Source organism: Fructilactobacillus sp. X2R5C3, assembly GCF_059901325.1.
Genome location: NZ_JBWXUY010000001.1, coordinates 126,293 through 151,939, shown reverse-complemented (window position 1 = coordinate 151,939; position 25,647 = coordinate 126,293). Strand labels below are relative to the sequence as shown.

At 41.3% G+C, this 25,647-nt stretch carries 26 protein-coding genes; 6 read left to right on the top strand and 20 right to left on the bottom strand.

Translation table 11 applies throughout. The features are described 5' to 3' along the window. Positions 1-18: 18 nt before the first annotated feature. The 3 genes from AC6UDE_RS00740 to rbsU are packed head-to-tail and all read left to right on the top strand — an operon-like array spanning position 19 to position 3,626. Positions 19-1,212: a galactokinase gene (locus AC6UDE_RS00740; RefSeq protein ID WP_500696291.1), complete on the top strand. Its 1,194-nt coding sequence runs from the start codon at positions 19-21 to the stop codon at positions 1,210-1,212. A 14-nt stretch (positions 1,213-1,226) separates the two neighbouring features. Further along, entirely contained in the window at positions 1,227-2,696 is a 1,470-nt protein-coding gene (gene galT, locus AC6UDE_RS00735) for a UDP-glucose--hexose-1-phosphate uridylyltransferase (protein WP_500696290.1), read from the top strand. 12 nt (positions 2,697-2,708) lie between these two features. Next, on the top strand, positions 2,709-3,626 hold the full coding sequence (rbsU, locus tag AC6UDE_RS00730) for a ribose/proton symporter RbsU (RefSeq protein WP_500695984.1): 918 nt from the start codon (positions 2,709-2,711) through the stop codon (positions 3,624-3,626). A gap of 748 nt (positions 3,627-4,374) precedes the next feature. Here the strand turns inward: rbsU and AC6UDE_RS00725 are convergent. The 7 genes from AC6UDE_RS00725 to AC6UDE_RS00695 all read right to left on the bottom strand — a co-directional run bounded on the left by AC6UDE_RS00725 (position 4,375) and on the right by AC6UDE_RS00695 (position 10,472). Next, a complete protein-coding gene (locus AC6UDE_RS00725) occupies positions 4,375-4,617 on the bottom strand; it encodes a type II toxin-antitoxin system Phd/YefM family antitoxin (protein ID WP_500696289.1) in 243 nt (80 codons plus the stop codon). Positions 4,618-4,771: 154 nt separating this feature from the next. Beyond that, complete coding sequence (locus tag AC6UDE_RS00720) at positions 4,772-5,776, bottom strand: NAD(P)-dependent oxidoreductase (RefSeq protein WP_500696288.1); 1,005 nt, start codon at positions 5,774-5,776, stop codon at positions 4,772-4,774. Continuing rightward, the gene (locus AC6UDE_RS00715; RefSeq protein ID WP_500696287.1) at positions 5,776-6,849 is read right to left on the bottom strand and encodes an AEC family transporter; all 1,074 of its coding nucleotides are present in this window, start codon (positions 6,847-6,849) and stop codon (positions 5,776-5,778) included. The genes AC6UDE_RS00720 and AC6UDE_RS00715 overlap by 1 nt, the downstream gene beginning before the upstream one ends. 264 nt (positions 6,850-7,113) lie before the next feature. Next, complete coding sequence (locus AC6UDE_RS00710) at positions 7,114-7,719, bottom strand: hypothetical protein (RefSeq protein WP_500696286.1); 606 nt, start codon at positions 7,717-7,719, stop codon at positions 7,114-7,116. Positions 7,720-7,769: 50 nt separating this feature from the next. Then, positions 7,770-8,255 carry a hypothetical protein gene (locus tag AC6UDE_RS00705; protein WP_500696285.1) on the bottom strand — a complete coding sequence of 162 codons (486 nt, stop codon included), beginning with the start codon at positions 8,253-8,255 and terminating at the stop codon, positions 7,770-7,772. A gap of 12 nt (positions 8,256-8,267) precedes the next feature. Beyond that, positions 8,268-8,423, bottom strand: a complete 156-nt coding sequence (locus tag AC6UDE_RS00700; protein ID WP_500694168.1) for a hypothetical protein — start codon at positions 8,421-8,423, stop codon at positions 8,268-8,270. A gap of 141 nt (positions 8,424-8,564) precedes the next feature. Further along, complete coding sequence (locus tag AC6UDE_RS00695) at positions 8,565-10,472, bottom strand: thiamine pyrophosphate-dependent enzyme (RefSeq protein WP_500696284.1); 1,908 nt, start codon at positions 10,470-10,472, stop codon at positions 8,565-8,567. 223 nt (positions 10,473-10,695) lie between these two features. Between AC6UDE_RS00695 and AC6UDE_RS00690 the strand changes: the two genes are divergently transcribed. Then, the gene (locus AC6UDE_RS00690; protein ID WP_500694170.1) at positions 10,696-10,893 is read left to right on the top strand and encodes a hypothetical protein; all 198 of its coding nucleotides are present in this window, start codon (positions 10,696-10,698) and stop codon (positions 10,891-10,893) included. A gap of 93 nt (positions 10,894-10,986) precedes the next feature. Here the strand turns inward: AC6UDE_RS00690 and AC6UDE_RS00685 are convergent, their stop codons facing one another. The 3 genes from AC6UDE_RS00685 to AC6UDE_RS00675 form a co-directional block, all read right to left on the bottom strand. Next, positions 10,987-11,493: a hypothetical protein gene (locus AC6UDE_RS00685; RefSeq protein WP_500696283.1), complete on the bottom strand. Its 507-nt coding sequence runs from the start codon at positions 11,491-11,493 to the stop codon at positions 10,987-10,989. 11 nt (positions 11,494-11,504) lie between these two features. Then, complete coding sequence (locus tag AC6UDE_RS00680; protein WP_500696282.1) at positions 11,505-12,059, bottom strand: hypothetical protein; 555 nt, start codon at positions 12,057-12,059, stop codon at positions 11,505-11,507. A gap of 196 nt (positions 12,060-12,255) precedes the next feature. Beyond that, positions 12,256-13,092 carry a MetQ/NlpA family ABC transporter substrate-binding protein gene (locus AC6UDE_RS00675; protein WP_500696281.1) on the bottom strand — a complete coding sequence of 279 codons (837 nt, stop codon included), beginning with the start codon at positions 13,090-13,092 and terminating at the stop codon, positions 12,256-12,258. A gap of 550 nt (positions 13,093-13,642) precedes the next feature. On the opposite strand from AC6UDE_RS00675, the gene AC6UDE_RS00670 reads away from it, so the two are divergent. Then, a complete protein-coding gene (locus AC6UDE_RS00670) occupies positions 13,643-14,413 on the top strand; it encodes an ATP-binding cassette domain-containing protein (RefSeq protein ID WP_500696280.1) in 771 nt (256 codons plus the stop codon). Position 14,414: 1 nt separating this feature from the next. After that, positions 14,415-15,224, top strand: a complete 810-nt coding sequence (locus tag AC6UDE_RS00665) for an ABC transporter permease (RefSeq protein ID WP_500696279.1) — start codon at positions 14,415-14,417, stop codon at positions 15,222-15,224. Between the two features lie 57 nt (positions 15,225-15,281). On the opposite strand, the gene AC6UDE_RS00660 is transcribed toward AC6UDE_RS00665, so the two are convergent. From AC6UDE_RS00660 to AC6UDE_RS00615, 10 genes are all read right to left on the bottom strand, one after another. Then, positions 15,282-16,052, bottom strand: a complete 771-nt coding sequence (locus AC6UDE_RS00660; RefSeq protein WP_500696278.1) for a YibE/F family protein — start codon at positions 16,050-16,052, stop codon at positions 15,282-15,284. Next, positions 16,049-17,164 (bottom strand): YibE/F family protein, encoded by a 1,116-nt coding sequence (locus tag AC6UDE_RS00655; protein WP_500696277.1) that lies wholly within the window; start codon positions 17,162-17,164, stop codon positions 16,049-16,051. Before AC6UDE_RS00655 ends, AC6UDE_RS00660 begins: the two co-directional genes overlap by 4 nt. Before the next feature lie 133 nt (positions 17,165-17,297). After that, the gene (locus AC6UDE_RS00650; RefSeq protein WP_500695972.1) at positions 17,298-18,554 is read right to left on the bottom strand and encodes a NupC/NupG family nucleoside CNT transporter; all 1,257 of its coding nucleotides are present in this window, start codon (positions 18,552-18,554) and stop codon (positions 17,298-17,300) included. Between the two features lie 194 nt (positions 18,555-18,748). After that, entirely contained in the window at positions 18,749-19,018 is a 270-nt protein-coding gene (locus AC6UDE_RS00645; RefSeq protein WP_500695971.1) for a hypothetical protein, read from the bottom strand. A gap of 11 nt (positions 19,019-19,029) precedes the next feature. Then, positions 19,030-19,770 (bottom strand): SDR family oxidoreductase, encoded by a 741-nt coding sequence (locus AC6UDE_RS00640; protein WP_500696276.1) that lies wholly within the window; start codon positions 19,768-19,770, stop codon positions 19,030-19,032. Between the two features lie 15 nt (positions 19,771-19,785). Beyond that, complete coding sequence (locus AC6UDE_RS00635; protein WP_500696275.1) at positions 19,786-20,451, bottom strand: SDR family oxidoreductase; 666 nt, start codon at positions 20,449-20,451, stop codon at positions 19,786-19,788. 465 nt (positions 20,452-20,916) lie between these two features. Then, positions 20,917-21,840 (bottom strand): carbamate kinase, encoded by a 924-nt coding sequence (gene arcC, locus AC6UDE_RS00630; RefSeq protein ID WP_500696274.1) that lies wholly within the window; start codon positions 21,838-21,840, stop codon positions 20,917-20,919. Further along, entirely contained in the window at positions 21,841-23,259 is a 1,419-nt protein-coding gene (locus AC6UDE_RS00625) for a basic amino acid/polyamine antiporter (RefSeq protein ID WP_500696273.1), read from the bottom strand. 79 nt (positions 23,260-23,338) lie between these two features. Further along, complete coding sequence (gene argF, locus AC6UDE_RS00620; protein WP_500696272.1) at positions 23,339-24,388, bottom strand: ornithine carbamoyltransferase; 1,050 nt, start codon at positions 24,386-24,388, stop codon at positions 23,339-23,341. Between the two features lie 16 nt (positions 24,389-24,404). Beyond that, positions 24,405-25,643 carry an arginine deiminase gene (locus AC6UDE_RS00615; protein ID WP_500696271.1) on the bottom strand — a complete coding sequence of 413 codons (1,239 nt, stop codon included), beginning with the start codon at positions 25,641-25,643 and terminating at the stop codon, positions 24,405-24,407. Between the last annotated feature and the right edge of the window lie 4 nt (positions 25,644-25,647).

The following is a 25,647-nucleotide window of genomic DNA, read 5'->3' as shown; positions in this document are numbered from 1 at the left end:
TCTAAGGAGATGTTTTAAATGACCGAGAAAATAACTTCAACTAACAAAATTATTAGTAATTTAAAGGATAAATTTCAAGACTTGTATTCACAGGAACCGACCAAGGCGTATTTCGCGCCCGGCCGAATCAACCTAATTGGCGAGCACACCGATTACAACGGTGGTCACGTCTTCCCGTGTGCCATTAGCCTCGGAACGTACGCCGTGGTGACTCCGAGTAACGACAAACAGGTCAACATCTATTCGGAGAACTTCCCGGATACGGGAGTCAACTCGTTTCAAATCGACGACCTAACAATTAACCACGATGATGGCTGGATTAACTACCCCAAAGGCATGTTTAAGGCCTTTGCCGACAAGGGTCACAAGCTGGATCATGGTTTCAACATTCTAATTTATGGCACTTTACCGGATGAGTCAGGACTATCATCCTCTGCTTCCATTGAAATGTTGTTTGGCAAGATTTTAAACGACCAGTTTAACGATGTCTTCTCCGGACCAGAACTAGCCAAACTTGGACAACACGTGGAAAACACCGACATTGGCGTCAACTCCGGCATCATGGACCAGTACGCCGTTGAGATGGGCAAAAAAGACACGGCCATTCTGCTCGATACCAACACGATGAAGAGCGAGTTCGTTCCGATTAAACTCGGCAACGACAAAATCGTCATTATGAACACCAACAAGAAACGGGGCCTCAAAGATTCCAAGTACAACGAGCGCCGCCAACAGTGTGAGGACGCCTTAAAACTCGTCAACAAAGTGGCCGACTTCTCTTCGTTTGGTGCCATGTCAAATGATGAATTCGACGAGTACACCTACACCATTAATGACGCAACGTTGTTGAAACGAGCCCGTCATGCCGTTTCTGAAAATCAACGAACCTTGAGAGCCGTGAAGGCTTTACGTAACAACGCTATTGCTGAATTTGGTCGACTGGTGAACGCATCTCACATTTCCCTTGAATACGACTACGAAGTCACTGGTCCGAACTTGGATACGCTAGTTCATGAAGCTTGGAAGAACGGTGCCGTTGGATCACGAATGATCGGTGCTGGCTTCGGTGGGTGTGCGATTGCGATTGTTCCATCCGACCAAGTCGCAAGCTTCACCAAAAACGTTGGTGACACCTACAACTACCGGTTCGGCTACGACGCTGACTTCTACATCGCCAACATCTCGGATGGCCCGAAAGAAATCCAGATTTAGGTGAGGTGAACAACATGGAAAATCTCGTTGAACACTATGCGGACCAGGTCATCGATACCGGACAAACATACCGACCAACGGATCGCACGTATCTCATAAATTATCTTTACCATCTGGTTGGTGAAAAGAACGGGTCCAATCCGAACTTACCTGACCAATTATTGGCAACGGTCGACCAGTTAATCAACGTGGCCGTTAAGAATGGTCAAATTGACGATACCCTCAAAAACCGTGAACTGTTAGAGGCGGAACTGACTAATCTCTATACCCCGCTTCCAAGCGTCGTCAACGACAAGTTCTGGAACCTGTATCAGCAAGCTCCCGACCTGGCTACAAACTATTTTTACAATTTAAGTCAACAAAATAACTACATTAAAACTGCTCGCATCAAGAAGAACCTGCTCTGGGACATTGACACCAAGTTTGGGGATCTGGAAATCACGATTAACCTGTCGAAACCGGAGAAGGACCCCAAGGACATTGCCAAGGCCGGTCAAAACACCCACTTTGGTTATCCCGAATGTAACCTGTGCGCTCAAACCGAGGGTTACTACGGTAATTCGCAAATTCCGGTGCGGGTTAATCACCGCATCATTGATGTTTTAGTCGGCGGGAAACCGTGGGGCTTTCAGTATTCACCGTACTCCTACTTTGATCAGCACTGCATCTTTTTGGATGATGTTCACGAGCCGATGAAAATTAGTGCGCAGACGTTTTTCAATCTAACTGAAATTGTTTCGATGTTCCCTGCGTACTTTATGGGGAGTAACGCGGACCTACCAATCGTGGGTGGTTCAATTCTGAGTCACGAACACTACCAGGGCGGCTATCACACCTTCCCAATGATGAAAGCACGGACCCGGTTCATCTTTGACCTGGACCAGTATCCAGACGTTAAGGCCGAGGTCCTAAACTGGCCGATGTCGACGATTCGGCTGACCGGGACCGATAAACAGGAACTGATTGATTTTGCGACCCACATCTTAAATGAATGGCGCAAGTATTCGGACCCGTCCGTTGACGTCCGTGCCGAAACGAACGGGACACCACATCACACGGTCACCCCGATTGTCCGCATGAACAAGCAGGGGCAGTTTGAGGTCTACGTGGTTTTGCGTGATAACCAGACGTCCAAGAAGTATCCCGATGGGATTTTTCATCCCCACGCCGAATACCAGCACATCAAGAAGGAAAACATTGGCCTGATTGAAGTGATGGGACGGGCCATTTTGCCCGCTCGTCTGAAACCAGAATTGGCGGAGGTCAAGAAGTATCTACTTGGTCAGCCGAACGACATCGCGGATTATCACGTTGCCTGGGCCAATCAGATTAAACAAAGTTACCAACTCAATCCCGACAACGTCCAGGACGTGATTGACAAAGAAGTCGGGATTACCTTTATGCACGTCTTGGAAAACGCCGGGGTCTTCAAGCTTGATGACCAGGGAACCGCGGCGTTTCAAAAATTCATTCACACACTTTAGGAGGTTATTATTATGAATTGGCTAGCGATATTAATTGGTTTGGGACCAATGGTCGGTTGGGGACTTTTCCCAACGATTGCTTCGAAGGTTGGTGGAAAACCCGCCAACCAAATCTTAGGTGCCACCCTTGGAACCTTAGTCTTTGCGGTCGTCCTGTTTTTCATTGAAGGATTAGCCCTTCCTGGTTGGATCAGTACCACTTTTGGAATTATTTCTGGACTTGGCTGGGGCTTTGGTCAGATCATGCAGTTCAAGGGTTTTAAGTTAGTTGGATCATCACGAGTAATGCCGATTACCACGGCCTTTCAGCTGATCCTGACGTCGCTTTGGGGAGTTTTTGTTCTAGGCGACTGGACTGGCATTATCGGAAAAGTCTTAGGATTTACTGCCCTAGTTATCGTAATCCTTGGTGCGACTCTCACCGCTTGGGTCCAAAACCCAGAATCCACCAATAAGGGTGCTTTAAAGAAGGCTACGATCTTTCAGCTGATTGGTGCCCTTGGATACTTAGTTTACTCAGCCGCTCCACAGGTGGTCATCATGCCATCAATGAAAGCTTTATTGCCAAACATGCAAGCCATGGACGGAAACCATGCGTTTCTTCCCCAAGCCATCGGAATGGTACTCTGTGCCGTGATTTACGATTTGTGGAACCTAAAAGACGAAAATGTCTTCATTCAATCCGTTTCATACAAGAACATTCTCGCTGGATTATCGCAAGGCTTTGGTATGTTAATGTACTTAATCTCAGCTCAACCCGACATGAACGGATTGGCCACTGCCAACGTTCTGGGTCAATTAGCCGTCTTGGTTTCCACTTTGACAGGGATTTACTTCCTGCACCAGAAGAAGACACCAAAGGAAATGACTCTGACCTACCTTGGGTTAGTTCTCATTGTCTTTGCTTCCGCCATTACGGCATTTATTTAATTAAATTGAAATGGTATCATAGAAGTAACGAGGCTCCCTGCGTTAGTGGGAATGGCACCATCTTGTCAATGTCTCCACATTAGCGAGACCTATAGTACCAAAAAGGCTGAAACCGATTTAGGTTTCAGCCTTTTTATGTAGTTTTATGGATAAAAAAAGAGCTCATCAGCGACAAGCCAATAAGCTCTCGATCATCAATCCTACCAAAAATCGGTGACCATGTGTTATTTACATTTATTATTATAACTCAACTTAATAATAAAGCAATTATACTGTATAATAATTAAAGTGAGCAAATGCACTACCAAAAATCTAAATGCGCTCGTTGGTGACAATATGTGTGTTATTTACAATTTATTATCGTATCTATTACGATTAATACTTTATCACATTTAATCATTCGATTAATTGATATATTATTTGACCGTTTAAACAGACACGATAATTAAAAAGTGCAGCTTCCTAAATGGAGGCTGCGTTTTTTAATCTTAAGTATAAAAAGAGCTCATCAGCGACAGACCGATGAGCTCTCGATCATCAATTCTACCGAAAACCGGTGATCATGTATTACTTGTTATAAATATATTATAACTTAGTTAAATAGTAATTCAATCATACTATATAACAACTAAAAAAGAGTTCATCAACTTTTAGCTGATAAACTCAGTCCCATAACCCTATTAAATCGATGAGTAGATTGCATAATCTTCATTTGTTATTATACAGCATAATTATGTTAAATTAACTATTATTTCAAATAATTCGTTTTTCCATTTTCCAATTGCTTCTTTGAATGTTCCAAGAACTTCAAATTCTCACCATTTCCTAAGACAAACAGATTCTCGATCATGTTATCATATTTCTTTTTTGAAACAAGCACTGCCGAATCACCATTCTCACAATGAATGGTAACCTCTTCATTGTCCTTCATAGCTTGATCCATGTACGTTTCAAAGTTCACTTTGAAATTATTACAATTAACCACTTTCATGTAGTATCATCTCTCTTCATACGTAAAAAATGAAATTTTTTATAGTGATGATTATACCATATAGAATAAAAAGTAAAACTAAAAAGAATGTCTTAAAAAAAGACACTCTCAATAATTGTTAAATACTGACTAAAATTAATATTCACTTTTAATCTTAAATCTCGTTCTTCGACTTACCCGTCGTCAACATTTCATGAAAATTGTCGTAACTAACGGTAATCATGTCCGTCAAAGCCGGTTCCGTAAACGAACCAACGTGCGGCGTCACAATTGCGTTTGGATACTTTTTCATTAGGTTAACGACTTCCTGGTTCTTAATATTGTCGATCCCTTTGAATTCGTGACCAAAAATGTTAGCTTCATCAATTAACACGTCAGAACCATATCCACCTAATGTGCCGGACGCAAGAGCATTATCGACGGCTTTTAAGTCAACCACTTGACCACGAGCCGTATTAACCAAAATGGCATCGTCTTTCATTAAATTGATTTGGGCGGTACTGATTAAGTTATCAGTTTCACCTTTAATGTAGGGAACGTGCAGTGAAACAATGTCAGACCGCTTCAATAATTTATCAATGGGGACGTATTCATCGATTTCAGGAGCGTCAACTTTGTGCCCGTCGTTAGCGAGCACGGTTGCTCCCATTCCACTGTACAAACTAGCCTCAGCTCGACCAATGCGACCCGCACCAATAATTCCAACGGTACTAGAATGAATCTCCCGACTAAAGTACGAATCGTTGACGATAAAATTGCCGTCGTGAGTGGCGTTGATTTCGGAAGCAACTTTACGAAACAGACTCATTCCGAGGGTCATCGCCAGTTCAGCCACAGCATATGGCGAATATCCGGGAACGCGAGCAACCTTGATGCCAAGTTCTTTGGCAGCCTTCAAGTCAATGTGGTCGTAACCAACCGTACGCGTGAAGACATACTTAATACCCCAGTCGGCAAATTTCTGTAAATTTTCCCTGTCAGCCAGACAGTTTCCACGAACTAACACTCCGTCTGACCCCTTGGAATCGATGGCATTGTCGCGATTTAACATTTCCGAAACCAGGTTCAATTCATAATTGTATTTATTCAAATCTTTGAAGTAACTGATTTCAACGGGACGCACCCCGTACGCAGTAATTTTGAACATTTTATCACCCATTATTTGATAATCCCCGAGTTATTGATGACTTCCAGTAGCGCAATCCAAATCGGCATCATGATCACTGACAGAATGGTCGACAAGAACGATGCGTTCGAAGCCAAGACTGGATCCCGATTGAAGCTAATTGCGTATGCTGAAGCAACCGTGGCAGTTGGCGTTGCCATCATAATGACAATCGTTGCAATGGCCACGTAGCTCATTGGCATGATGCCCAGCATTGAGAGAGCAGTCAACGCAATCAGGTTAAATAATGGCACGATGATGACCTTGTTCCAACTGTAATACCAAGAAAGCTTGTTAGAAGCGGCTTGCTTGAACGAAATTGAACCTAGAGTGACACCGATTGATAGCCAAGCAAGTGGGGATGACAGTTGAGCCAAGTAGTTCAACGGTTTCCAGAGCCACAAGGCGGTTTGGTCAATTCGGTAGAAGGCCACACTACTCGTACCTTTGCCAGGAATTCCATTTAACATCGTTTGAACTGTTACATGTGGAACATAATTTTGTCCCAACCACAGGAAAAATCCTAAGAAAGTGGCAATCACAACTGGATTTAAGAACATTTTCTTGATGTTCTTCATTTCCATCTTCAAACCTGACATTCTAATATAGGCGTATGAATAAAGAAAAACCCGGTAACCAATGTTGAAAATGGAACTGTACATAATTCCCTTCGGTCCAAAGACCGCACCAACAATTGGAATTCCAAAGAAAGTCGTGGAACCAAACGTGGTTAAAATTCCCATCACTTCTTTTTTATCCTTGTCTTGCTTGGGATAAAGCAGTGGCGCAACGAAAATCAAGATGATGTAGATGATGAAGCCCCACAATAGGACGTTCATCCCCTCTTTCAAGGTATCATCGTTGATTGGTTGCATGAATGAATTCAGTGCCAAAGCTGGAATGGCGACGGTTAATACGACCTTTGACAACATCTTTCCGAATTTATCGGTAAAAATGTTCTTCTTACGTAAAAAGAAACCCAGTAAAATAATGAAAATCGTTGAGGTGATCGAACTAATGATTCCCGCATTAGTGACGGTCTTCTCAATTGCTTGCATAACGTTCATGAACGTTAACCTCCAAGTAGAATATTATCGTACGCACAGTAAAGTACGTAAAAATGAAATTTTTCACGATAATAATCTTACCATAGGGAATAATGTAGAAAAAGAACTATTTTAAAGAAAGATTATGCTACTATAAGTAATGAGTATCTCTACATTAGTGAGACCTGATTTATCATTGCGAGTAGTCTCTGCGATAGTGAGATATGAAAAAGGACTAAAATTTAATTTAGCCCCTTTTTATTTATAAACTAATATTTACCACATTTACTTAAAAGCCCAAATGAATGTCCATAATCCAGCTACTATTGTTGCGAGAATTGTCCAAACCACTTTAATTCGATCAGATGTAGTTTCTGAAGATGTTCCATTTTCTATCCATTTCCATACTTTTATTATTAAATTTATAAATGCATAAAGCACAAAACATAATAATAAAGGGAAAAGTATAATTGTTGAAAATCCTGGAAAACCACTTTTAAGTGACTCATCAAATGATAATTTTCCAATTTCAAGAAAAACTAATGTTATAAATAAAATGATTAAGAACGGTAACCATATTTCCCAAAATCGTATGCATTTAAAAAAATTATTAAATTTTATTTCCCATTTATTGTTGTAATCATATATAAAAAAGGTAATTAACGTTCCAAAAAAGAAAACTGTACTTATCATTATAAAAAAACTCAAAACACTATTGTAATAGGAACAACTTAACTTTGCGCTTGTATTAAATCCCTCATGTTGTATCCAAAAAAAGCCTAAAAGCACTAAAAAAATAGTAATAAATAAAGAAATAGGATATAAAGCAATCACCTTATTAAAATTCCAAAATTTAGGGCTTCTTTTATCATTATCCGGATGTTTTGACATCGCTATATCACTCCTTTAACAAAAAGCCCCACCACAGGGCTCCTCAACAACTATTTCATTTCCGCTTTCTTATCCTTTTTCTCCATTCTCATCTTTTCTCTATGCGTCTTCTTATGCTTCATCTGGAGATGTGAAGTGATTTCTCGATGATGCAACATATCCAACTGGTTGTTTGATGAACAGTAGAACGCAATGAAGAAGATCAGGGTCGCAAGTAGTGCATACACGGCTCTTCTAAAGTATTTCAGAAAAACGGTCTGATCCCAGCTGTATCCCTTACCTAAAGCAGCCATAAAGTAACGAACCAAGTAGTAAACAAACAGGACAAAGGCAATCACGAAACCAGCAACCGACAAAATGTTTCTGGTGGCGACAGCAAAAGTTACAACAGCAACCAGCATACATACAACAAAGAAGCAGTACGTCCAGCTCTTGATATAACTTTTATCGTTAGCTCGACCGCGATTCGTCCAATACAAATAACAGGCAATGATTAAGGCAATCACTGCGATAATCAATAAAATTGGTTTAAACATCTAATTCCTCCTTTAAATTTTATCTCCCAGGACACAATTTAAACTGTGAATCAGCATCCCAATCACCATCATATACATTGAGACCATACTGAAACCCATGGCTAACACCACGAAAGTCACGATCCAAAAAACAACTAAAAACCAATTAACAAATCCTTTAAAACTCATTATATTTCATCTCCGATATCCTCTTGTGATTACTTTCATCATACCATTAAATCGCCGTGAGCTGAGGAATTTGCTCAAGTATTTACATCCTCTATTTGCCCACAAAAAAGAGCTCTCAATGAGAGCTCTTTTTCTTACTTATTAAAGTTGAACATCGTATTTATCAAAGAAGTCTTTAAGTGGTAACAAGCTTTCGCCACCATATTCTGCGAAGAATTCTGGTAATGTGTAAGTCTTATTGTCATTCTTGTCCTTCTTGTAATTTGGACTGATGGTTTCAACGATTTGACCATTTTCAATCTTAACGATCAAATCTTCAACTGGAAGTCCACGGTCTTGGTTAATCTTTGCGTCAATCAAGAATGGGTGACCAGCTTTGGTAACCTTAACGGCTTTGTCAAATGCAGCAGGAAGTTCAGAAACGTTGTGAACAGTTGTAGCGTCAATTCCCATTCCCTTAGCGATTAATTCAAAACTTTGACCTTGAAGTTGAAGTCCGAAGAATTGCATTGGTAAGTCTTCTTGTTCACCTTCGATGAAGCCTAAGTCTTCGTTTGAAGTAACCACGTTAATAACTGGAAGTTGATACTTCGTCAAAGTTACTAAGTCTTGGATAACCATTGAAAGGGCACCGTCACCAGCAATGTTAAAGACTTGACGATCTGGGTAAGCTTTCTTAGCAGCAATGGCACCAGGAAGTCCGGAACCCATCGTTGCGAACAATGCGGAGATGACCCACTTGTTAGTTGGTTGAATGTCCAAGTATCTGAAACTGTTGATGATGTTGTCACCAACGTCGATTGAGAAGACGGCATCTTTGTCGGCTACTCGATTAATTTGTTTGTAGATTGGGGCAACTGGCATGGTTGAGTTAGCGTTAGTCATGGTGTCCTTCAAGTGTTTACCAAAGTCCTTGAATTCTTCCATGAAGCTACCATTACTCTGGTCGGTTTCGTCACTACCAATGTTTAACATCTTGTGAATGTACTCCATCCAGTTAGCTTGGTCAGCAACGGCGGCCTTGTAGAATGGACTTGGAGCAACTTTTTCACTTTGAGCCAATGCTTTGTCAACAAATGAGCCCGCATCAGACCAGATTGGGAGGTCAACTTCGTGGTGACGACCAAGTTGAATTTGTGAATCGTCAACTTGGATGTAAGCGAATTTGTGACTTGCGTAAACTGATTTAGCGAATGGGAAGTCACCACCGATAGCGATTACTAAGTCGGCGGTACTCAAGATTTCGTCAGCGGCCTTTGATGCGGCACGGTTGGCGGTTCCTAGGTTAGCTTCGTAGTTAGCGTCAACGTAACCTAAGGCTAAGCCGTCCATAATAACTGGAATCTGGAGTTTCTTTGAAAGTTCGATTAACTTGTCGCCGTTCCCCTTGATTCCACGACCAACGTGAAGCACTGGACGCTTAGCATTCTTAATCATCTTAAGGGCTTGACTTACTTCGTCATCGGTTGCGACTGGTTCTGGAGCTGGCTTGTCATAAGTCTTTGATGCAGAACTGTACGGAACATCGGGGATTTCTTCAAAACCAAAGTCATTTGGAATGACAACTACGGCAACACCCTTCTTTGCGTATGCTTCGTGAATCGCACGATCAACAACGTGTGGCAAGCTTTCAGGAGTCATTACGATACGGTCGTAAACCGAAACGTCAGAGAACATTGGGGTCTCTGGAAATTCTTGGAAGTAATTATAGTTCATGTTGTCATGACCAACTTGGCCAACGATGGCAAGAACTGGAGCGTGGTCTTCTTTAGCGTCATACAGACCGTTTAGTAAGTTGACCGCACCAGGACCAGCGGACCCAAAGGCAACTCCGATTTTACCAGTTAGTTTAGCGTGAGCAGCGGCCGTTAATGCACCAACCTGTTCGTGTCGAATTTGTACGTAATTAATGTTATCTTTTTCTTGATCGAGCGCAGCAAGCGTTGAGTTAATGGAACCACCAGGGTATCCATAAACGTCCTTAACGCCATATGATTCAATAACTTTAAGCATTGCTACTGCTGCAGGAATTTTCTTTACATCTGTCATAATTTCTTCCTCCCAAAAGTACTTAATTCTTTTGTTGACCCTAATATACTCCCATATGAAAACGGTTGCAATAAAAACGCTTGCTTAATTTATTAAGTCTTTTTAATGTAAATCATGAAATTAACAAAAGGCAATAAATTCCCAATTTAACGGCAATTTGAGCGTGTTATTAGTTATCTTTTGACGCGTCATATGTAATAATACTAGTGAGGAGGTGAAAAACATGAACTTTTCTGGATTAGTTGAAACTGGCGACGGTCGTTTGATTAACGTGAACAACGTGAACTCAATCCATCCCCGCGAATCAGAAGGTAACATCATTTCATACCAAGTTACTTTCAACAACAATACTACTGAAGAAATCGACATCGATGCTTTTGAAGCCCTTAAGAACATTGCTTTAAACAAAGATAACAAGTAGGATTGGTAATACTTAGTAAAAAACAGGTCAACTGTGAGGTTGACCTGTTTTTGTGTGTAGACTTAATTATATTAGCAAAACATAGTTATGCATTTAATAATTATTATTATCATCTTCTTTTTTGCTTTCTACATCGCCTTCATGATTAACGGAGTATCCGGTAAGAGTTTTTGTCTCACCATCTTTTGTTTCTACAATTTTAACCTTGTTCGGGGTATTGAGTAACTGTAAATACCATTTAGTTACACCTTCTGGATAATCATCTTTATATACTTTTAACTTATTTCCAAACCTTTTGTAATGAACCGGCATTTCTTCTCCATAATCAAATACATCGCCTAGTTCCATTTCATTTTTGTCAAGATTATAGTCATCATCTTCAAACGTAAGAATCTCATCCTTATCCTGTCCTGATGAAGTTCTATCAACAAATTGATCTTTAGAAACTTCCTTTGCAATTTTTGCATAATCATCAGTTGAATTAGCACCAGATACGCTGGTACTATTTCCACATCCTGAAATAAAAATCATCCCAAATGATAATAATGATATCAATAATACCTTACGAATTAATTTACGTTTAATAAAAATCTCCTCCAAAAAATTACTTATTATCTAGTAGTAGAATAATCTTTAGGTGGCATATAATCGAGTGGTTTATAACTTCCGCCATCCAAAGTGCCGAACTCTTCATGAATATTGACATTATTTCCATTGGTTGTAAAAGTTAGATGGTCTTCACCTTTAGCGCCCACATAGCCTGAAACTGTTGTAGTGTTCCCATTACTACTTGTCACGACTACATCACTTGGCCACTCTCCACCTACTTTACTAATTAATTGTTCTGCCTCAGATAATGTTATGGGAGAACTATTATTAGTTTCTTTAGTACTGGAATCAGATGAATTTTTGTTTTTAGAAGTATCCTCAGATGTCTTATTATTAGAAGTACTTTTATCAGGTTTTGATGATTCTTGCATACTTTCTGAACTATCGTTTTTAGATTTCTTTTTGTCTCTTTTTACTACAACTTCTTTTCTAACTTCCTTAGGTTTTACACTACGACTGCTCATAGTACCAATAATATAGGCGGCTCCCATTAAAATTATTACTACTAAAATAATAATTATTATCCATAATCCCATTCTGCCCTTACTTTTCTTCATCCTTAAATACTTCCTAATTAATTTATATATTAATTATATTACTATGTTAATCAACGCACAATTTAAATTTATAACTTATATCAAACAAACATTTATAGTAACTTTCTAATTTAAAATGAAAATAAGTTTCACATGAAACAAAAAAATCCCCCAAACATTTAGAGGATTTGATCGTATTTTTAGACACAGTGTTCAATTATTTCTCAGGAATTTCCCACTCGTGGTCCTGATTATGTTTCTTCATGTAATTCATGAACTGCTTGGAGTTGTAAGCCTTCTTGACGTCTTGGGCCCACTTGGTGTGCTCATTCTTTTTGTTTACAACGGCTAGTAGCATGTACTGACTTTGTGGATTTTCACGCAGAAGCATTGAACTTGCCGGAATCTTAGCCCCGTAAGTGTCAGAACCAGGAATGATGGCGTAGTCCACACTGTTTCTGGAACGTGGTTCGTTGGCCGAATCCATTTCATCAAATTTCAGGTCGTACTTGTTGTCGATGATGTCATTTTTAGTGGCCTTGATGGGGTCCACGCCCTTCTTCAACTTAATCCATCCCGCTTTTTCCATTACTAGAAAAGCTCGTGACATGTTGGATGGATCGTTTGGAATGGCAACTGTGTCACCCTTCTTGACGTCCTTTAAGCTGTGCTTCTTAGCGGGATAAATCCCAGTTGGAATCGTTGGCACCTTGGTCAATGAAACTAAATCACCATGATTTTCCTTGTTAAAGTTGTTCATGTAGGCGCCATGTTGTTCAACGTTTAAGTCCACTTGACCCTGGTTTAATGCCATGTCGGCATTCAGTAAGACGGAGAATGACTTATTTTTAACCTTATAACCGTCTTTTTCAAGAATGGGTTTGATGCCCTTCATAAATAGGTCACTGTATGGACCAGGCGAACTTGCTAAAGTGATCGTCTTCTTGTTTGACTGTGGTGCATGGGCCTTCTGATACGGCCGATACACAAACGTATATCCAAATAAAATCACGATAATTGCGACTAATGCGGTAATCCAATATCTTTTCTTCATCCTATTTCTCCCCTTCAACTAAGTAATCCTGTTTCTGCCAAAACCCCATTAAACGAAACAATTAAAAAAATCAGTTAGACTATCCATTAAGTTAGCCTAACTGATCCTTTTTCTCCACGTAAATAGAGTAGATTAGTATATTCGATTGAGTTGGAATTCACCAATCTCAGTTAGACTAACAAAATGTTGTATCTAACTGAGCACAAAAATTACTACACTTAGATACAGGTGTTTGATCAACACCCGCATCTAAAACTACGAACGCTGACCTACATGTAACAAGTACAGCAACAGTAAGTATTTTGATAGTTCGTAGTAATCGTTGTCATTGGTTTCATCCCTTTCTTATTTTGCATTAATTTAACCACAGAAATCGCGAGTTGTAAAGGATAAAGTTCACAAATCAGAAAAGGAACCCCCACGTCTTGTTCGTTATTCAAATCAATTAAATTTCAAAATAAAAAAATTAAAAATCAGTTTTCAAATAATAAAGAAAGGTACATACTAAATATTAAAATTATAACCATAAACTACATCATAAGGAGAGTTCATGAAATTAACAGTTGAAAAAATCTCAAAAACAGATATTTTAACCGATGTCTCCTTTTCTGTTAATAAAGGGGACAAGATTGCATTAATTGGCCCGAATGGTGCTGGTAAAACTACCTTATTGAATATAATAATGGGATTAACATCATCAACTAGTGGGAACATTTACATGAAAGACATTAATTTAGGCACAGTTTTCCAAAATAATATTTTAGATAATGAACTTTCTGTGTATCAAAATATACACTGTAGAATTAATGATAAACATAAACTTCAATACATCTTAAATAGACTAGAGGAATTTGATATTGATACTAGTCAACCATATGCAACATTATCAGGTGGTCAAAAACGTTTAGTAAATTACTTACGTGCAATTTCTATTAAGCCGAATTTCCTTATTTTAGATGAGTTATCAGCAGGAATAGACGTTAACATACGTCAGACTATTTGGAAAGATTTGAATCAATACCTACGTGATCAACAATGCAGTATCATTTTCACTACTCATTTACTTGAAGAAGTAGAAAATGCTAGTAAAGTACTATTCATGTTACACGGTAAAGTGAAATATTTTGGTGATATTAATACTTTCATGAAAAAAATGCCAAAATTCAAACTTATTTTTCATGAAAATAAAAATACTGAATATTTTAACACTGCTGCTAAAGCTGTAAATTTCGTAATAGAACATGATTTAATGAATGAAAATTTTGAAATAGTAAAAACAACTTATACTGATTTATTCAAGAATATGGAAGAAGGTTTGTAGAATGTACAGAAAATTTATTAAAAGAAACCTTCTGATCTATTTTAAAGACAAAATAGGTATCTTCTTTTCTTTCTTAGGCATGTTCATTAGTTTATTTATTTATATCTTTTTCTTACGTTCTAATTTAATAGATTCATTAAAGGGTATTAACCATATCGACCAGTTTGTAGACACATGGATGATGGCAAGCTTAATTTCCATCGTATCAATGACAACTACATTAACCGCATTTGGTCAAAAACTTGAAGATCAAAAAAATAATAGAATAGATGATTTTATTGTTAATAGTAAGATAAGTCTAAAAATACTTAACGAATTATATACTGTAACTTCTGTTATTGAAGGTCTTGTCTCAACATTTGTTTTTTCGCTTATTTGTTTTGGATATTTGTCTTTCAAATACAAGTATAATTCATTTAATATTCAATTTCTTGTTGTAATGTTATTTAGCATTCTACTAATTATTTTTTCTAGTTTACTATTTTCTTTTGTTACTGATTTCTTAAAAAGCAATTCAAGTTTCTCATCATTATCCGCAATTGTTGGGACATTAGCTGGTTTCTTTTCAGGAACCTACATTGTTTATGGCGATCTACCGCATTTTATGCAGAAAATTTTAAACTTATGGCCTGGATTTCAAATAGCATCAATCATGCGTTATGAAAGCATTAAAAATATAAAAACAGCAGTGCCAAAACATGTATTAACTTCATTAGGAATTAGTTCCAATTTTAAAAATGCCTTACTAATAACGGTATTATTCGGATTAATTATCATTTTTATTCATGTCTTATCACGTTTTAAAAGATAATATTAAAAAACATCTTCCCCATACTAGATACTAGTCTGAAGAAGATGTTTTTAATATTTATCCCTGTTTCACTTTCTTCAACTTGCGATGCTTCAAATACAACATCACCGCGATGGTCACGGGAATTGTCAATACCACTCCAATTGCCGAAATCAACGTCATGATCAACTCTGACGCAAAGATTTTGTCGTTCATGACCATGCCGATACTGTAATGCAAACGCGCAAACCAGATGAACAAACCAACTAGCTCCCCGTAGAAACTAAAGAACAGGGTGTTAAAGGCCGTTCCAACAATTTCTTTTCCAATTGAAACTCCGATATAACTGAAATCCTTATCAGAAATCTTGATGTTATGGTCCTGAATCTCAACTAAACCAGTGGCCATGGCAACAGCCGCTTCGGCCACCGCTCCTAAACAACTCAGAATCGTCATCGCACACGAAACGTTTAGGAATTTCACGCCAATTAAGAGCGACATTCCCTCCAAGTCTTCGGTATTCTCGGGTCCAAAGCCTTGCACCTGCGCCCAGTGTTCCACCGGAATGATCAACGCAATTACGATTGCCACCACGATTAACGAGGTCACAAACGCTACGTCGGCGTTTCGTCCTTGCTCATTACCGAAGTAAATTGTAATGACGAGGATAATGACGGCGTTAACCAGTGTGACCCAGAGGTACGGAATGCCAAACGCAATCAAAACGACGGACATGAAGACCAAACCAAAGTTACATAGTAACCCAATGAAGGCCACGAAACCTTTGGAACCCCCTGCCAGCAGCATTGCGAAAAAGAGAATGATTAATAAGACGGTCATGGTACTCATTTAATCACCTTCATTTCACAAAGTGCACTCGCAATCAGGCTGGTAATCGGCACCGTCAGCGTAATCCCAATCGCGCTAATCAAACTTTGAATGATCCCAAGTGACATAATCATTGAGAACGAATAGCCCCAGCTATTGCCGTTTCTTAAGAACAAAACCATCATCGGAAAAGTCCCGGCCACGAAGATGAGGAACAAGACGTTAATTAGCGGTCCCATGATTGACCGCCCAATGTTTTGCCCGTTCTTTAAAAGCTTTAAGAACGAAAGACTGTGGTCTTCTTCATAAACCGCAAACAGACTGGACGTGATGTCGGCTGAGAGGTCCATGATGGCCCCCAGCGACCCAATCATACAACCGACGAAGTAGATTGGCAGTCGTTGTTGGGTCACGTAGTCCATCATCTCAAAGTTCATGCCCCGTTCGTGCGTTACTGACAGGACAATGAACGCAATCAGAATCGCGACCGCTGTCCCTAGAATCGTGGACGAAATCGTCACGACCGTTTCTTTTGACACGCCAAAAATCAGGATGGCGGTGACAATCGTGAAAATGACGGACAAGATGGCAAACAAGATGAACGGATTGAAGCTCGTCCCCACGTCAATTGAGACCGCCAAAAAGAACAGGACGGCGTTGATGATGATACTCAAAAGCGCCATGGAGCCACTGAACTTCAAAATCACCAGCAACAGCATCACCGTTAGCCAGATTAAGAAGACGACCGCGGTGTCCCGCTTAAAGCCGTTGATCAGAATCGACGAAGGCTTTAAGTTCTTGTTGGCAACGTGAATAAAGATCTGTTGGCCGGCATGATACTTCATGTCGGTCGCCCCGGCACCAGAATACTGGTTGTTGGCGGTAATCGTCTTGCCCTTGTATTCTCCGTTTAAGACCTTGAGGGTCAGTTTCTGATTTTCTTGGTAGTCATGATTCTTAAATTCATCAGTTTGTGAAGTGCGACCGTAGTTGTGCACGTTTACGACTCGAACCACCGTCTGTTTGTACATCGGTGCGTCGAAATGGGTGAAGGTCACGGCGACGATCCCCGAGATTAGCACCAAAACGATGGCGAGCCAACGAATCTTTAGCTTTGGATGGATTCGTTTCAAATTCTCATCCCCTAATTATTTACGTTCAGTGTATCATACTAAAATTAAGTTTCGCTAAACTTACGTATTTATAACTAGACAACAAAAAACACCTCTGAATTCAATCAGAAGTGTCATGAATTTTATTTAATAATTACCAAACGAATAATCCAACGATTCCAGCCGAGAGTAATGATACCAAGATTCCGGATAGGATTAAGTATCCAACGTTTCTGGAAATAACGTCGTTCTTTTCACGGCTGACTAAGCCCTTCAAGCATCCAATAACCATGCCAACGGTACTGAAGTTGGCAAAGGAAGTCAAGAAGACACAGAGTTGGGCTTGGTAGTGAGCTGGGAAGATGTGTAAGTTGTTGATGTGGGGCGCAATGGCACCCATGACCACGAATTCGTTGGTCACTAACTTGGTTCCCATATATTGAGCAAACTGGAAGGCGTGGTTAACGTCCATCCCCATCAGCCATGCAAATGGGAACATTACGATTCCAAGCAAATGTTGCAGAGAAAGCCAAGGATTAATGAGTCCTAGTAACTTACTAATTAAGTTAGCAAGGGCCACGAAGGCAATGACGTTAGCAGCGATGATTAATACCAGTTTACCGGCACCTAAGATTGAGTCACCCAAAAATGAGAAGAACGGCTCTTTTTTAGGCTTCTCAGGTTTGTCAGCAACCGTTTCTTCAGCAACCTGCTCTGAGGGTTCCGTCATCGTCGCAATTGTGTCTTCTTCAGGCGTAACGTGAACGGGGTTCAGTAGTGAAGTCACGATGATGGCGTTCAAGATGTTAAGCGGAATCGCGGTTAAAACGTATTGACCCGGAATCATCTGGGTGTATGAACCAACGATCGCAGCGGTGATACACGACATCGACATCATGGCGACTGTCAAGAGTCGTTCACTAGATAATTTCTTGAGTTGCAGACTAGAAACAGCTAGGGCTTCCGTGTTTCCAAGGAACATCATTTCAACGGCGTAAAATGATTCGAACTTTGGTTGTCCCGTGACCTTTGATAACGCAATTCCGATCCATTTAATGATAAATGGCAAGATCCCAAAGTATGTAAGGATATCAAACAACGGAACAATCATTAGGATTGGAAGCAGTGCTGAAGTAACAAAGTTCATCTGTTTGACGTGCACCCAGTTGGGAAGTGCGAAGGCAATCCCAGTGTAGGCAACCTGGACAATCCAGTTGAATCCTTCAGCGGCCCCCTTGACGGCGTCTCGACCCCAACTAAAGCGAGTAAGGAGAAACGCGATGACGAGGTTTAAGACTAAAACGACAATGACCGATCGCCAGTTGACGTGCTTGTGATCCTTAGAAAACAAAAAGGCAATTCCGAGGAACACGGCGACCCCAATGATGTTAATGATTAGATAGTAATTCATCGAACTTTCTCCTCCATTTTATATGCAATGTTCGGATATTGTCAGATAACAAAATTCGAACAACCTGTTTTTTATAATAATAGTATTAAACATTAACAATTTCAACCTTCATTGCGGAAATGGTTCACGGATTGGTTAATTTTCCCGTAAAAAAGACTAATTATCGGTTAAAACCAACAACTAGTCTAATTAATTTATTTCTTTTCTCGTCGTTTATCAATGCGTTCGTCGTACCACGTAAAAATCAGGAGCAGCCCAATCATAATCAGATTGACAATCGACTGCAGGACTTGATCTGGAACTAGTCCATACATTAAGACGGTAATCAAAAACAGCACCAGGTACTTAGCCGAACGCAGATACTCCTGGGTGTAGACGTAGCGCGCAAACTGCATGATTGACAGGATGGCGATGATTAAAAACGAACCATCCCGTAGAACGTGTTTTGACACATCTAGTTTCATATGCGTTAACCCTAAACCTGATCGGTTGGTCGGATCACGATTTCGTTGACCGAGGCATCCTTTGGCATGTCAATGGCGTACAGGATGGATTGCGCAATCCGTTTGGGACTAAGAGGCGTCAAATCGTATGACTCAAACTGCTTCTTGATGTCTGGATCGGTAATGTGATTAGGCAATTCCGTAGCTACCGCACCGGGTGAAATCATGGTAACCCGAATACCAGACTTGGCCTTGGCCTCTTCCTCTCGTAATGAATCACTAATCATCTTAACGGCTGCCTTTGTGGCACTGTACACCCCACTGTTAATTCCAGAAGTGTGAGCCGCCACCGAAGCGGTGTTGATGTACTGGCCACCACCTTGACCACGCATCGTATCAAGGGAAGCGGTAATGCCGTACAAAACACCCCTGATATTGACGTCAATCATGAGGTTCCAGCCCTTGACGTCGCCCTTAATCAGTGGTGATTGGGGCATGACACCAGCATTGTTCATCCAAACGTCGATGCGACCAAACTGGTCAACCGCAGCGGACGCCAGGTTTCTGACCTCGTCGAGTTTAGTAACGTCGGTCTTCTGAATGGCAGCCACGCCACCGTCAGCTTCAATATCTTCCTGAATCGCACGTAAGCGGTCCTCTCTTCTAGCACCCAGCACGACCTTGGCGTCGTTTTTTGCCAACAACTTGGCGGTCGCCTCACCAATTCCACTAGAAGCTCCCGTAATTACAACTACTTTATCTTTAACAGCCATCTTAATTCTCCCTAACTATTTTAAATTGTTAAGTGCAGTTTCGATACTCATGTCGCCACTGTGCATGACGATTACCTTGTCAAAGGCATGCTGGTTATCTAAAACGTCAAACAAAACCTGCGAAACGTCGTTGATTGAATTTGAACCAGGTTGGTCATCATTAAAGGTTACTTCGCCGGTTCCAGGGGTCTCAAGCAAGGAACCCGGTTGTAAAATGGTGTAGTTCAGGTCGGTGTCGTGAATTAGCCAGTGGTCGGCCATGAACTTAGCAGCCTGGTAGTCCTGTAACTTGGCGTAGTGTTTCTTTCCCTCCCACTGGTCTGGTTGAAGCGCAAAGGCTGAACTGAGCATGATGTAACGTTTAACGCCGGCTTTTTCGGCGGCCTGCATGGTCTTGATGGCTCCGTAACTGTCAACTAGGACCACGTTGTGTCCACCGGATCCAGCGGTGAAGTAGATGGCATCAAAGCCCTTCATTGCGTCGGCCATTTCGTTAACACTCATGTCGACGATGCTAAACTTCATGGTGTTAATTTTGGGACGTTCCTCAACGGTGTCCACAAACTTGACTTCTTCAGGATGACGAGCCGCAATGGTAACCGAATCGTCAGTGTTTTTTTGAAATTGTTTTACTAGGTCAGAACCGACTCTTCCAGTTCCACCAATAATCATAATCTTCATAATTGAAACCTCCTATATACGTCTAAAGCATAACAAATTCAACTAAACGTTAATAGCGATATGCATGTGAAGTTTATGTTAAAGCCGGCGTTAATTGTGCTACCATTCAATCACATAAAATAAATAAAGATAGACATTTTTATCATGTATGATATACTATGTTTGTACCGCGTAGGCGGTAGTTTTCAAACAAGATGCACTACTCCTTTCTATTTGATGGTTATGACCCACAAGTACCATGAAGTTCCCTTGCAACTATTTTTGATAGTTACAAGGGAACTTTTTGTTTTAAAGACTAATCATGACATTGGATTACCTCTAACTAGATAAGAATAATCTTTGACATTTCGTTCTTAAATGCTAATATCAAATTGGAAAAATGGTTATAGTCCCGTTGAATCACTTAATAACAACTAAAAATCACCCAGAGACTAGTTCATAGTCATCGGGTGATTTCTTCAGTCGTTATTTTTTAATGACCGTTGCTCGACCATTTTCCTCAAAATCGGCAACGTTGTCTAATGACGTAATCACGGCTTCCTTGCCGGTGTTTTTCACAAACTGCATCGCCGCTTGAATCTTGGGTTCCATTGAACCCTTACCAAATTGACCTTGTTTTAGATACATGTCCAGTTCGTCAAGCGACACGTGTCCCAGTTCTCTTTGATTAGGCCGTCCGAAATTAATGGCCGCCTGGTCAATGCCAGTCAGGATAATTAACTGGTCGGCGTTCACCATTTGTCCGATTAACGAAGCCGTAAAGTCTTTATCAATCACGGCTTCCACGCCTTCGACGTCCCCGTCATCGGTCATGACGACCGGAACGCCACCGCCCCCGCCAGCAATGACAGTGAACCCACTGTCAACCAGGGTGCTAATTTGCTTCGCCTCTAAAATGCTGATGGGATGAGGCGATGGAACGACCCGCCTGAATCCGCGACCGGAATCTTCGACAAATTTCCAGTCCGGATGTTTCATTATAACGGAATTAACGTCCGCGTAAAACGGACCGATGGGCTTGGTTGGATCCTTAAACGCTGGATCATTGGGATTGACTAATACCCGCGTGACAATGGTTGAACTAGTCATATCATTGTCTGAGAGGGCATCCCCAATCCACAGTCCTAACTCACCTTGAGTCATCGCTCCAACCACGTCAAGTGGCATTGGCGGATTTTCCTTCGTGCTACCGTTTAGTTCTTGGAGCAACAAGTTTCCAACTTGCGGGCCATTGCCGTGAGTAATCACTAACTGAAGGTTCTCAGTTGAATTACGCACGAACTTCACGATTTTTTTCGTGGTTTTTTTTAAAGCTTCTCTTTGCCCTTTCGCAGTTGGATCATCGGTTAAAATCGCATTGCCGCCCAGAGCTATCACGATTCTCTTCATTTACGACACTCCTATCTTTCCCATAAATAGAGCAATGACCGCCCCAATGGCAGCAATCGTTATCAATGCCATCATGATCCATTCAAAGGTTGTAATTTTGCGTCCTTGATTCTTGATCGCTTTGATGTAGAAACCAAAGCCTAGAACGTATGCAATTGAGCATAACCACAAGAATTGTAGTCCCGCCACTGCGATTCCGACAACTTCAAACAATAGAGCTAGGATTCCCGGCATCATTTTCTTGACCGAATGAGCCTGCAGCCCAGCCTTAATTTGATCGGCACCAACCAGCGCGTAACAAATCACAATTGCTGCCGTACACAACGAGATTGCCAGGTTGTACGCCTGATCGGTAAATAGTAACGAAATCAAAACAATTTGTACCAAAATCTGAGTTAACCACAATGAGTGTGAAGGTGAATTGTGCTTGTTTAAGTAACCGAACCACCGGGGTAGTAGCTTCTGATCAGCTAGTTGTGACGTCGCTTCAACCGGAAGCATGGTCCATGACAGGAGGGCACCGACCATGGTGATTATAAGTGAGATACTGACAAAAGCCGCACCTATTGGTCCAATCATATCTTTAACAACATAGGTCAGGGCCGGGTTACTCAACTTAGCTAGTTTGGCTTGGGGTAAGTAGCCATATGGTAGCATCGCAATCACGATGTTGATGATCAAGAGTGAGATGGTGCCAATAATGGTCGCCTTGGCCGCATCAGAACGCTTCTTAGCGCGTCCTGCCATCATCGTGGCTCCTTCAATCCCGATGAAGATCCACATGGTGGTGATGATACAGCCCTTGACTTGATCAAATACCCCCATTGCCGTCGCCGGACTATACGTGAAGTTAGTATTAAAATTAGCCCAGAAGTGGGCGGTGAAAACGTTAGCTTTGAATAAGACGATTCCTAAGATTGCGAAAGCAACCAAGGGAATTATTTTTATTACGGTGATAATGGTATTGATGAAAGCCGCGTTCTCAATCCCCATCGTTACTAACCACGTGAGTAGCCACGTGAATACCGACGCAATGATTACCGCTTGAATTGAGTTGCCTGATCGAAAAACCGGAAAGAAATAACCGATCGCTGACATCATCATGGTGGCAAACGCAATGTTACCAAGCCATGCCGATAGCCAGTATCCCCAGCCCGATAGAAATCCAGCAAAGTCACCAAATCCATCTCTGGCAAAATCGGAAATTCCAGTCAGTTCTGGTTTATCCTCACTTAGAGACTTCAAACTCATTGCTAGTGCAAAAATTCCGACTCCAGTAATAATCCACGCAACGAGCGCGGGTCCCGGAGTGGCCGCTGCCGCAATCTGTTCACTGGCATTATAAATTCCAGCGCCAATCGCGGAACTAATGACCAGCATGATTAATCCAAATAATGAAACTCCCTTTTTATTTCCCATATAATTTACGCAATCCTCTCAAATCCTAATTTAGGACATGATTGTATCATTGATAATCCTATTTATGCTTTAGTAAAATTTAATTTTCGTTGTACATACTTAAGTCGCCTAAAGTGGCGGCCATAATTGCCATGATCGAGTGCTTGCGGTTGCCAGCTTCAACGAACTGGCGCCCGTAAGGACTTCTAAAGACCTCGTCGGTTACTTCCATTTCGGGACTATTTAGGCCCTTGTACTTTTTAACCGCCTCTTTAGCCGTGATGGTGTTGCCGTCATGAAAGGCTGGTAGACAGTGCATGAAAATCAATTCATCGTCAGGGGTGCCCGTCTTTTTCATTAAGTCCATGTTGACTTGGTATGGTAGTAGTTGGTCAATTCGTTGTTGCCAGTTGTTTTCACCCATTGACACCCAGACGTCGGTGTAGATGATGTTAGAGCCCTTGACCCCCTTGTCAATGTCAGAGGTAATCATGAAGTGTGCTCCTGATTCCTTGGCGTACTTTTCCGCTAAGTCAACCACTGATTTTTCGGGGTGCAGTTCATCTGGAGCCACGATGTGAACGTTCACACCCAGCATCGAACCGGTCACTAGTAAAGAATTAGCCACGTTATTTCGCCCATCACCAACAAAGGTCAACGTAAGCCCCTTTAAGTGACCGAAGTTTTCCTTCACGGTCATGAAGTCCGCAATCATTTGAGTGGGATGCCACTCGTTTGAAAGACCGTTCCAAACGGGAACTCCCGAGTACTTGGCCATGATTTCCATGTCGGATTGTTCAAAGCCCCGGTACTCAATTCCGTCAGCCAGTTCGCCAAAGACTCGCGCGGAGTCTTCTACCGATTCCTTTTTGCCGAACTGACTTGAGGTTGGATCAATGTAGGCCGTGTTTCCGCCTAAGTCGTCACCACCAAGTTCAAACGAAAGTCTGGTTCTGGTCGAAGTCTTTTGAAACAAGAGCACCAGGTCCTTGTCGTGTAAATACTTGGTCACCTTGCCATACTTCTTGTGTTCGTTTTTCAAGTTAATGGCAAAATCAATCAAAGCTTCAATCTGGGCTGGTGTAAAATCAGACTCCTTTAAAAAAGAACGTCCCTGCATTGATTTTAATTCCTCTAGTAATGTACTCATTTGATTTGCTCCCCCTCTAATTATTTTTATCAAGTGGTTCACGAATGATTGGTTGTGACATACAACGAGCTCCACCACGGCCACGCGATAGTTCTGAAGACAAAATCTCGTAAACGGTAATACCATGTTTTCGCATCACATCAATCGTGACCGTGTTGCGATCGTATGTGACCACTTCCCCAGGGGCAATTGCCAGGTTGTTTGACCCATCGTTCCACTGTTCACGTGGAGCGGCAACTGGGTCACCATCGCCGGTCTCCATCATGTCAATCTCAGATAATCCAAGAACTTCCTTGAGTGTATCCGGCAGGCTTTCACGATGTTCCATGTTGATGGTATTGTTTTTTCCGGGATGAAGGATGTTAATATTCATCTTACCACCGTTCATGATCCCTGGATATACGGTAAATTGGTCGTAGTTGACCATGGTAAAGACCGTATCTAGATGCATCATGGCGTGGTTATGCGGAATTTGAACCGCCACGATTGTGTCGAAATGTGACTTCGGGTCCTCAAAAAGTTTGTGAGCCAGTTTTTCAATCGAACGAGTTGAGGTTCGTTGCGAGCAACCAATTGCCATGACGTGATCGTTTAAAACGAGTTCGTCACCACCCTCAATGCGAGCATCATTATAGCGGTCCAGCCAAACGTCAACTTTTCCGGCAAACCGTGGATGATACTTCATCACGTACTCCGTGATGAGTGACTCCGGACGCCGCGCCTCAAAAGTCATGTGGTTAATCGTTAAACCAGATCCCATCGAAGCTTGCGGATCCCTTGTAAAATACGCATTTGGTAGTGGATCCAGCAAGAAGGGATCAAAAGCGTTCGTCCCGGCCACGTCGTGCAAACTTGGGTGAGTAAAATGAATCTTGTCTCGTCTTAGGCCGGCATAAATCGTACTGACCAGGTCGTGAATCGAGAGACTCTCAAAGTAGCGTTTGATGTCCTCTGCCGAACTACCCGTGTAGTAGTGTTCATTTAGGTAAGTTGACTCAAAATCATCCCTTACGTCATCCTTTTTTAAGATGTCTTCCAACAAATCCTCGATGTACACAACCTCCACTCCATGATCACGGAGTAGATTGGTGAAATAATCGTGCTCTTTGTCAGCGATTTTTTGATACGGGATGTCATCAAACAACATCTGCTTCATGGTATCCGGAATGACATTTTCAATCTCTTTTCCGGGCCTGTGCATTAAGACAGACTTCAGCTGCCCAATTTCAGAGTTCACTTCAATTGCAGATTTCATAATA

Coding starts and splice junctions, on each gene's coding strand:
- AC6UDE_RS00740 (WP_500696291.1), top strand. CDS start 19: ATGACCGAGAAAATAACTTCAACTAACAAAATTATTAGTAATTTAAAG.
- galT (WP_500696290.1), top strand. CDS start 1,227: ATGGAAAATCTCGTTGAACACTATGCGGACCAGGTCATCGATACCGGA.
- rbsU (WP_500695984.1), top strand. CDS start 2,709: ATGAATTGGCTAGCGATATTAATTGGTTTGGGACCAATGGTCGGTTGG.
- AC6UDE_RS00725 (WP_500696289.1), bottom strand. CDS start 4,617: ATGAAAGTGGTTAATTGTAATAATTTCAAAGTGAACTTTGAAACGTAC.
- AC6UDE_RS00720 (WP_500696288.1), bottom strand. CDS start 5,776: ATGGGTGATAAAATGTTCAAAATTACTGCGTACGGGGTGCGTCCCGTT.
- AC6UDE_RS00715 (WP_500696287.1), bottom strand. CDS start 6,849: ATGAACGTTATGCAAGCAATTGAGAAGACCGTCACTAATGCGGGAATC.
- AC6UDE_RS00710 (WP_500696286.1), bottom strand. CDS start 7,719: ATGTCAAAACATCCGGATAATGATAAAAGAAGCCCTAAATTTTGGAAT.
- AC6UDE_RS00705 (WP_500696285.1), bottom strand. CDS start 8,255: ATGTTTAAACCAATTTTATTGATTATCGCAGTGATTGCCTTAATCATT.
- AC6UDE_RS00700 (WP_500694168.1), bottom strand. CDS start 8,423: ATGAGTTTTAAAGGATTTGTTAATTGGTTTTTAGTTGTTTTTTGGATC.
- AC6UDE_RS00695 (WP_500696284.1), bottom strand. CDS start 10,472: ATGACAGATGTAAAGAAAATTCCTGCAGCAGTAGCAATGCTTAAAGTT.
- AC6UDE_RS00690 (WP_500694170.1), top strand. CDS start 10,696: ATGAACTTTTCTGGATTAGTTGAAACTGGCGACGGTCGTTTGATTAAC.
- AC6UDE_RS00680 (WP_500696282.1), bottom strand. CDS start 12,059: ATGAAGAAAAGTAAGGGCAGAATGGGATTATGGATAATAATTATTATT.
- AC6UDE_RS00675 (WP_500696281.1), bottom strand. CDS start 13,092: ATGAAGAAAAGATATTGGATTACCGCATTAGTCGCAATTATCGTGATT.
- AC6UDE_RS00670 (WP_500696280.1), top strand. CDS start 13,643: ATGAAATTAACAGTTGAAAAAATCTCAAAAACAGATATTTTAACCGAT.
- AC6UDE_RS00665 (WP_500696279.1), top strand. CDS start 14,415: ATGTACAGAAAATTTATTAAAAGAAACCTTCTGATCTATTTTAAAGAC.
- AC6UDE_RS00660 (WP_500696278.1), bottom strand. CDS start 16,052: ATGAGTACCATGACCGTCTTATTAATCATTCTCTTTTTCGCAATGCTG.
- AC6UDE_RS00650 (WP_500695972.1), bottom strand. CDS start 18,554: ATGAATTACTATCTAATCATTAACATCATTGGGGTCGCCGTGTTCCTC.
- AC6UDE_RS00645 (WP_500695971.1), bottom strand. CDS start 19,018: ATGAAACTAGATGTGTCAAAACACGTTCTACGGGATGGTTCGTTTTTA.
- AC6UDE_RS00640 (WP_500696276.1), bottom strand. CDS start 19,770: ATGGCTGTTAAAGATAAAGTAGTTGTAATTACGGGAGCTTCTAGTGGA.
- AC6UDE_RS00635 (WP_500696275.1), bottom strand. CDS start 20,451: ATGAAGATTATGATTATTGGTGGAACTGGAAGAGTCGGTTCTGACCTA.
- arcC (WP_500696274.1), bottom strand. CDS start 21,840: ATGAAGAGAATCGTGATAGCTCTGGGCGGCAATGCGATTTTAACCGAT.
- AC6UDE_RS00625 (WP_500696273.1), bottom strand. CDS start 23,259: ATGGGAAATAAAAAGGGAGTTTCATTATTTGGATTAATCATGCTGGTC.
- argF (WP_500696272.1), bottom strand. CDS start 24,388: ATGAGTACATTACTAGAGGAATTAAAATCAATGCAGGGACGTTCTTTT.
- AC6UDE_RS00615 (WP_500696271.1), bottom strand. CDS start 25,643: ATGAAATCTGCAATTGAAGTGAACTCTGAAATTGGGCAGCTGAAGTCT.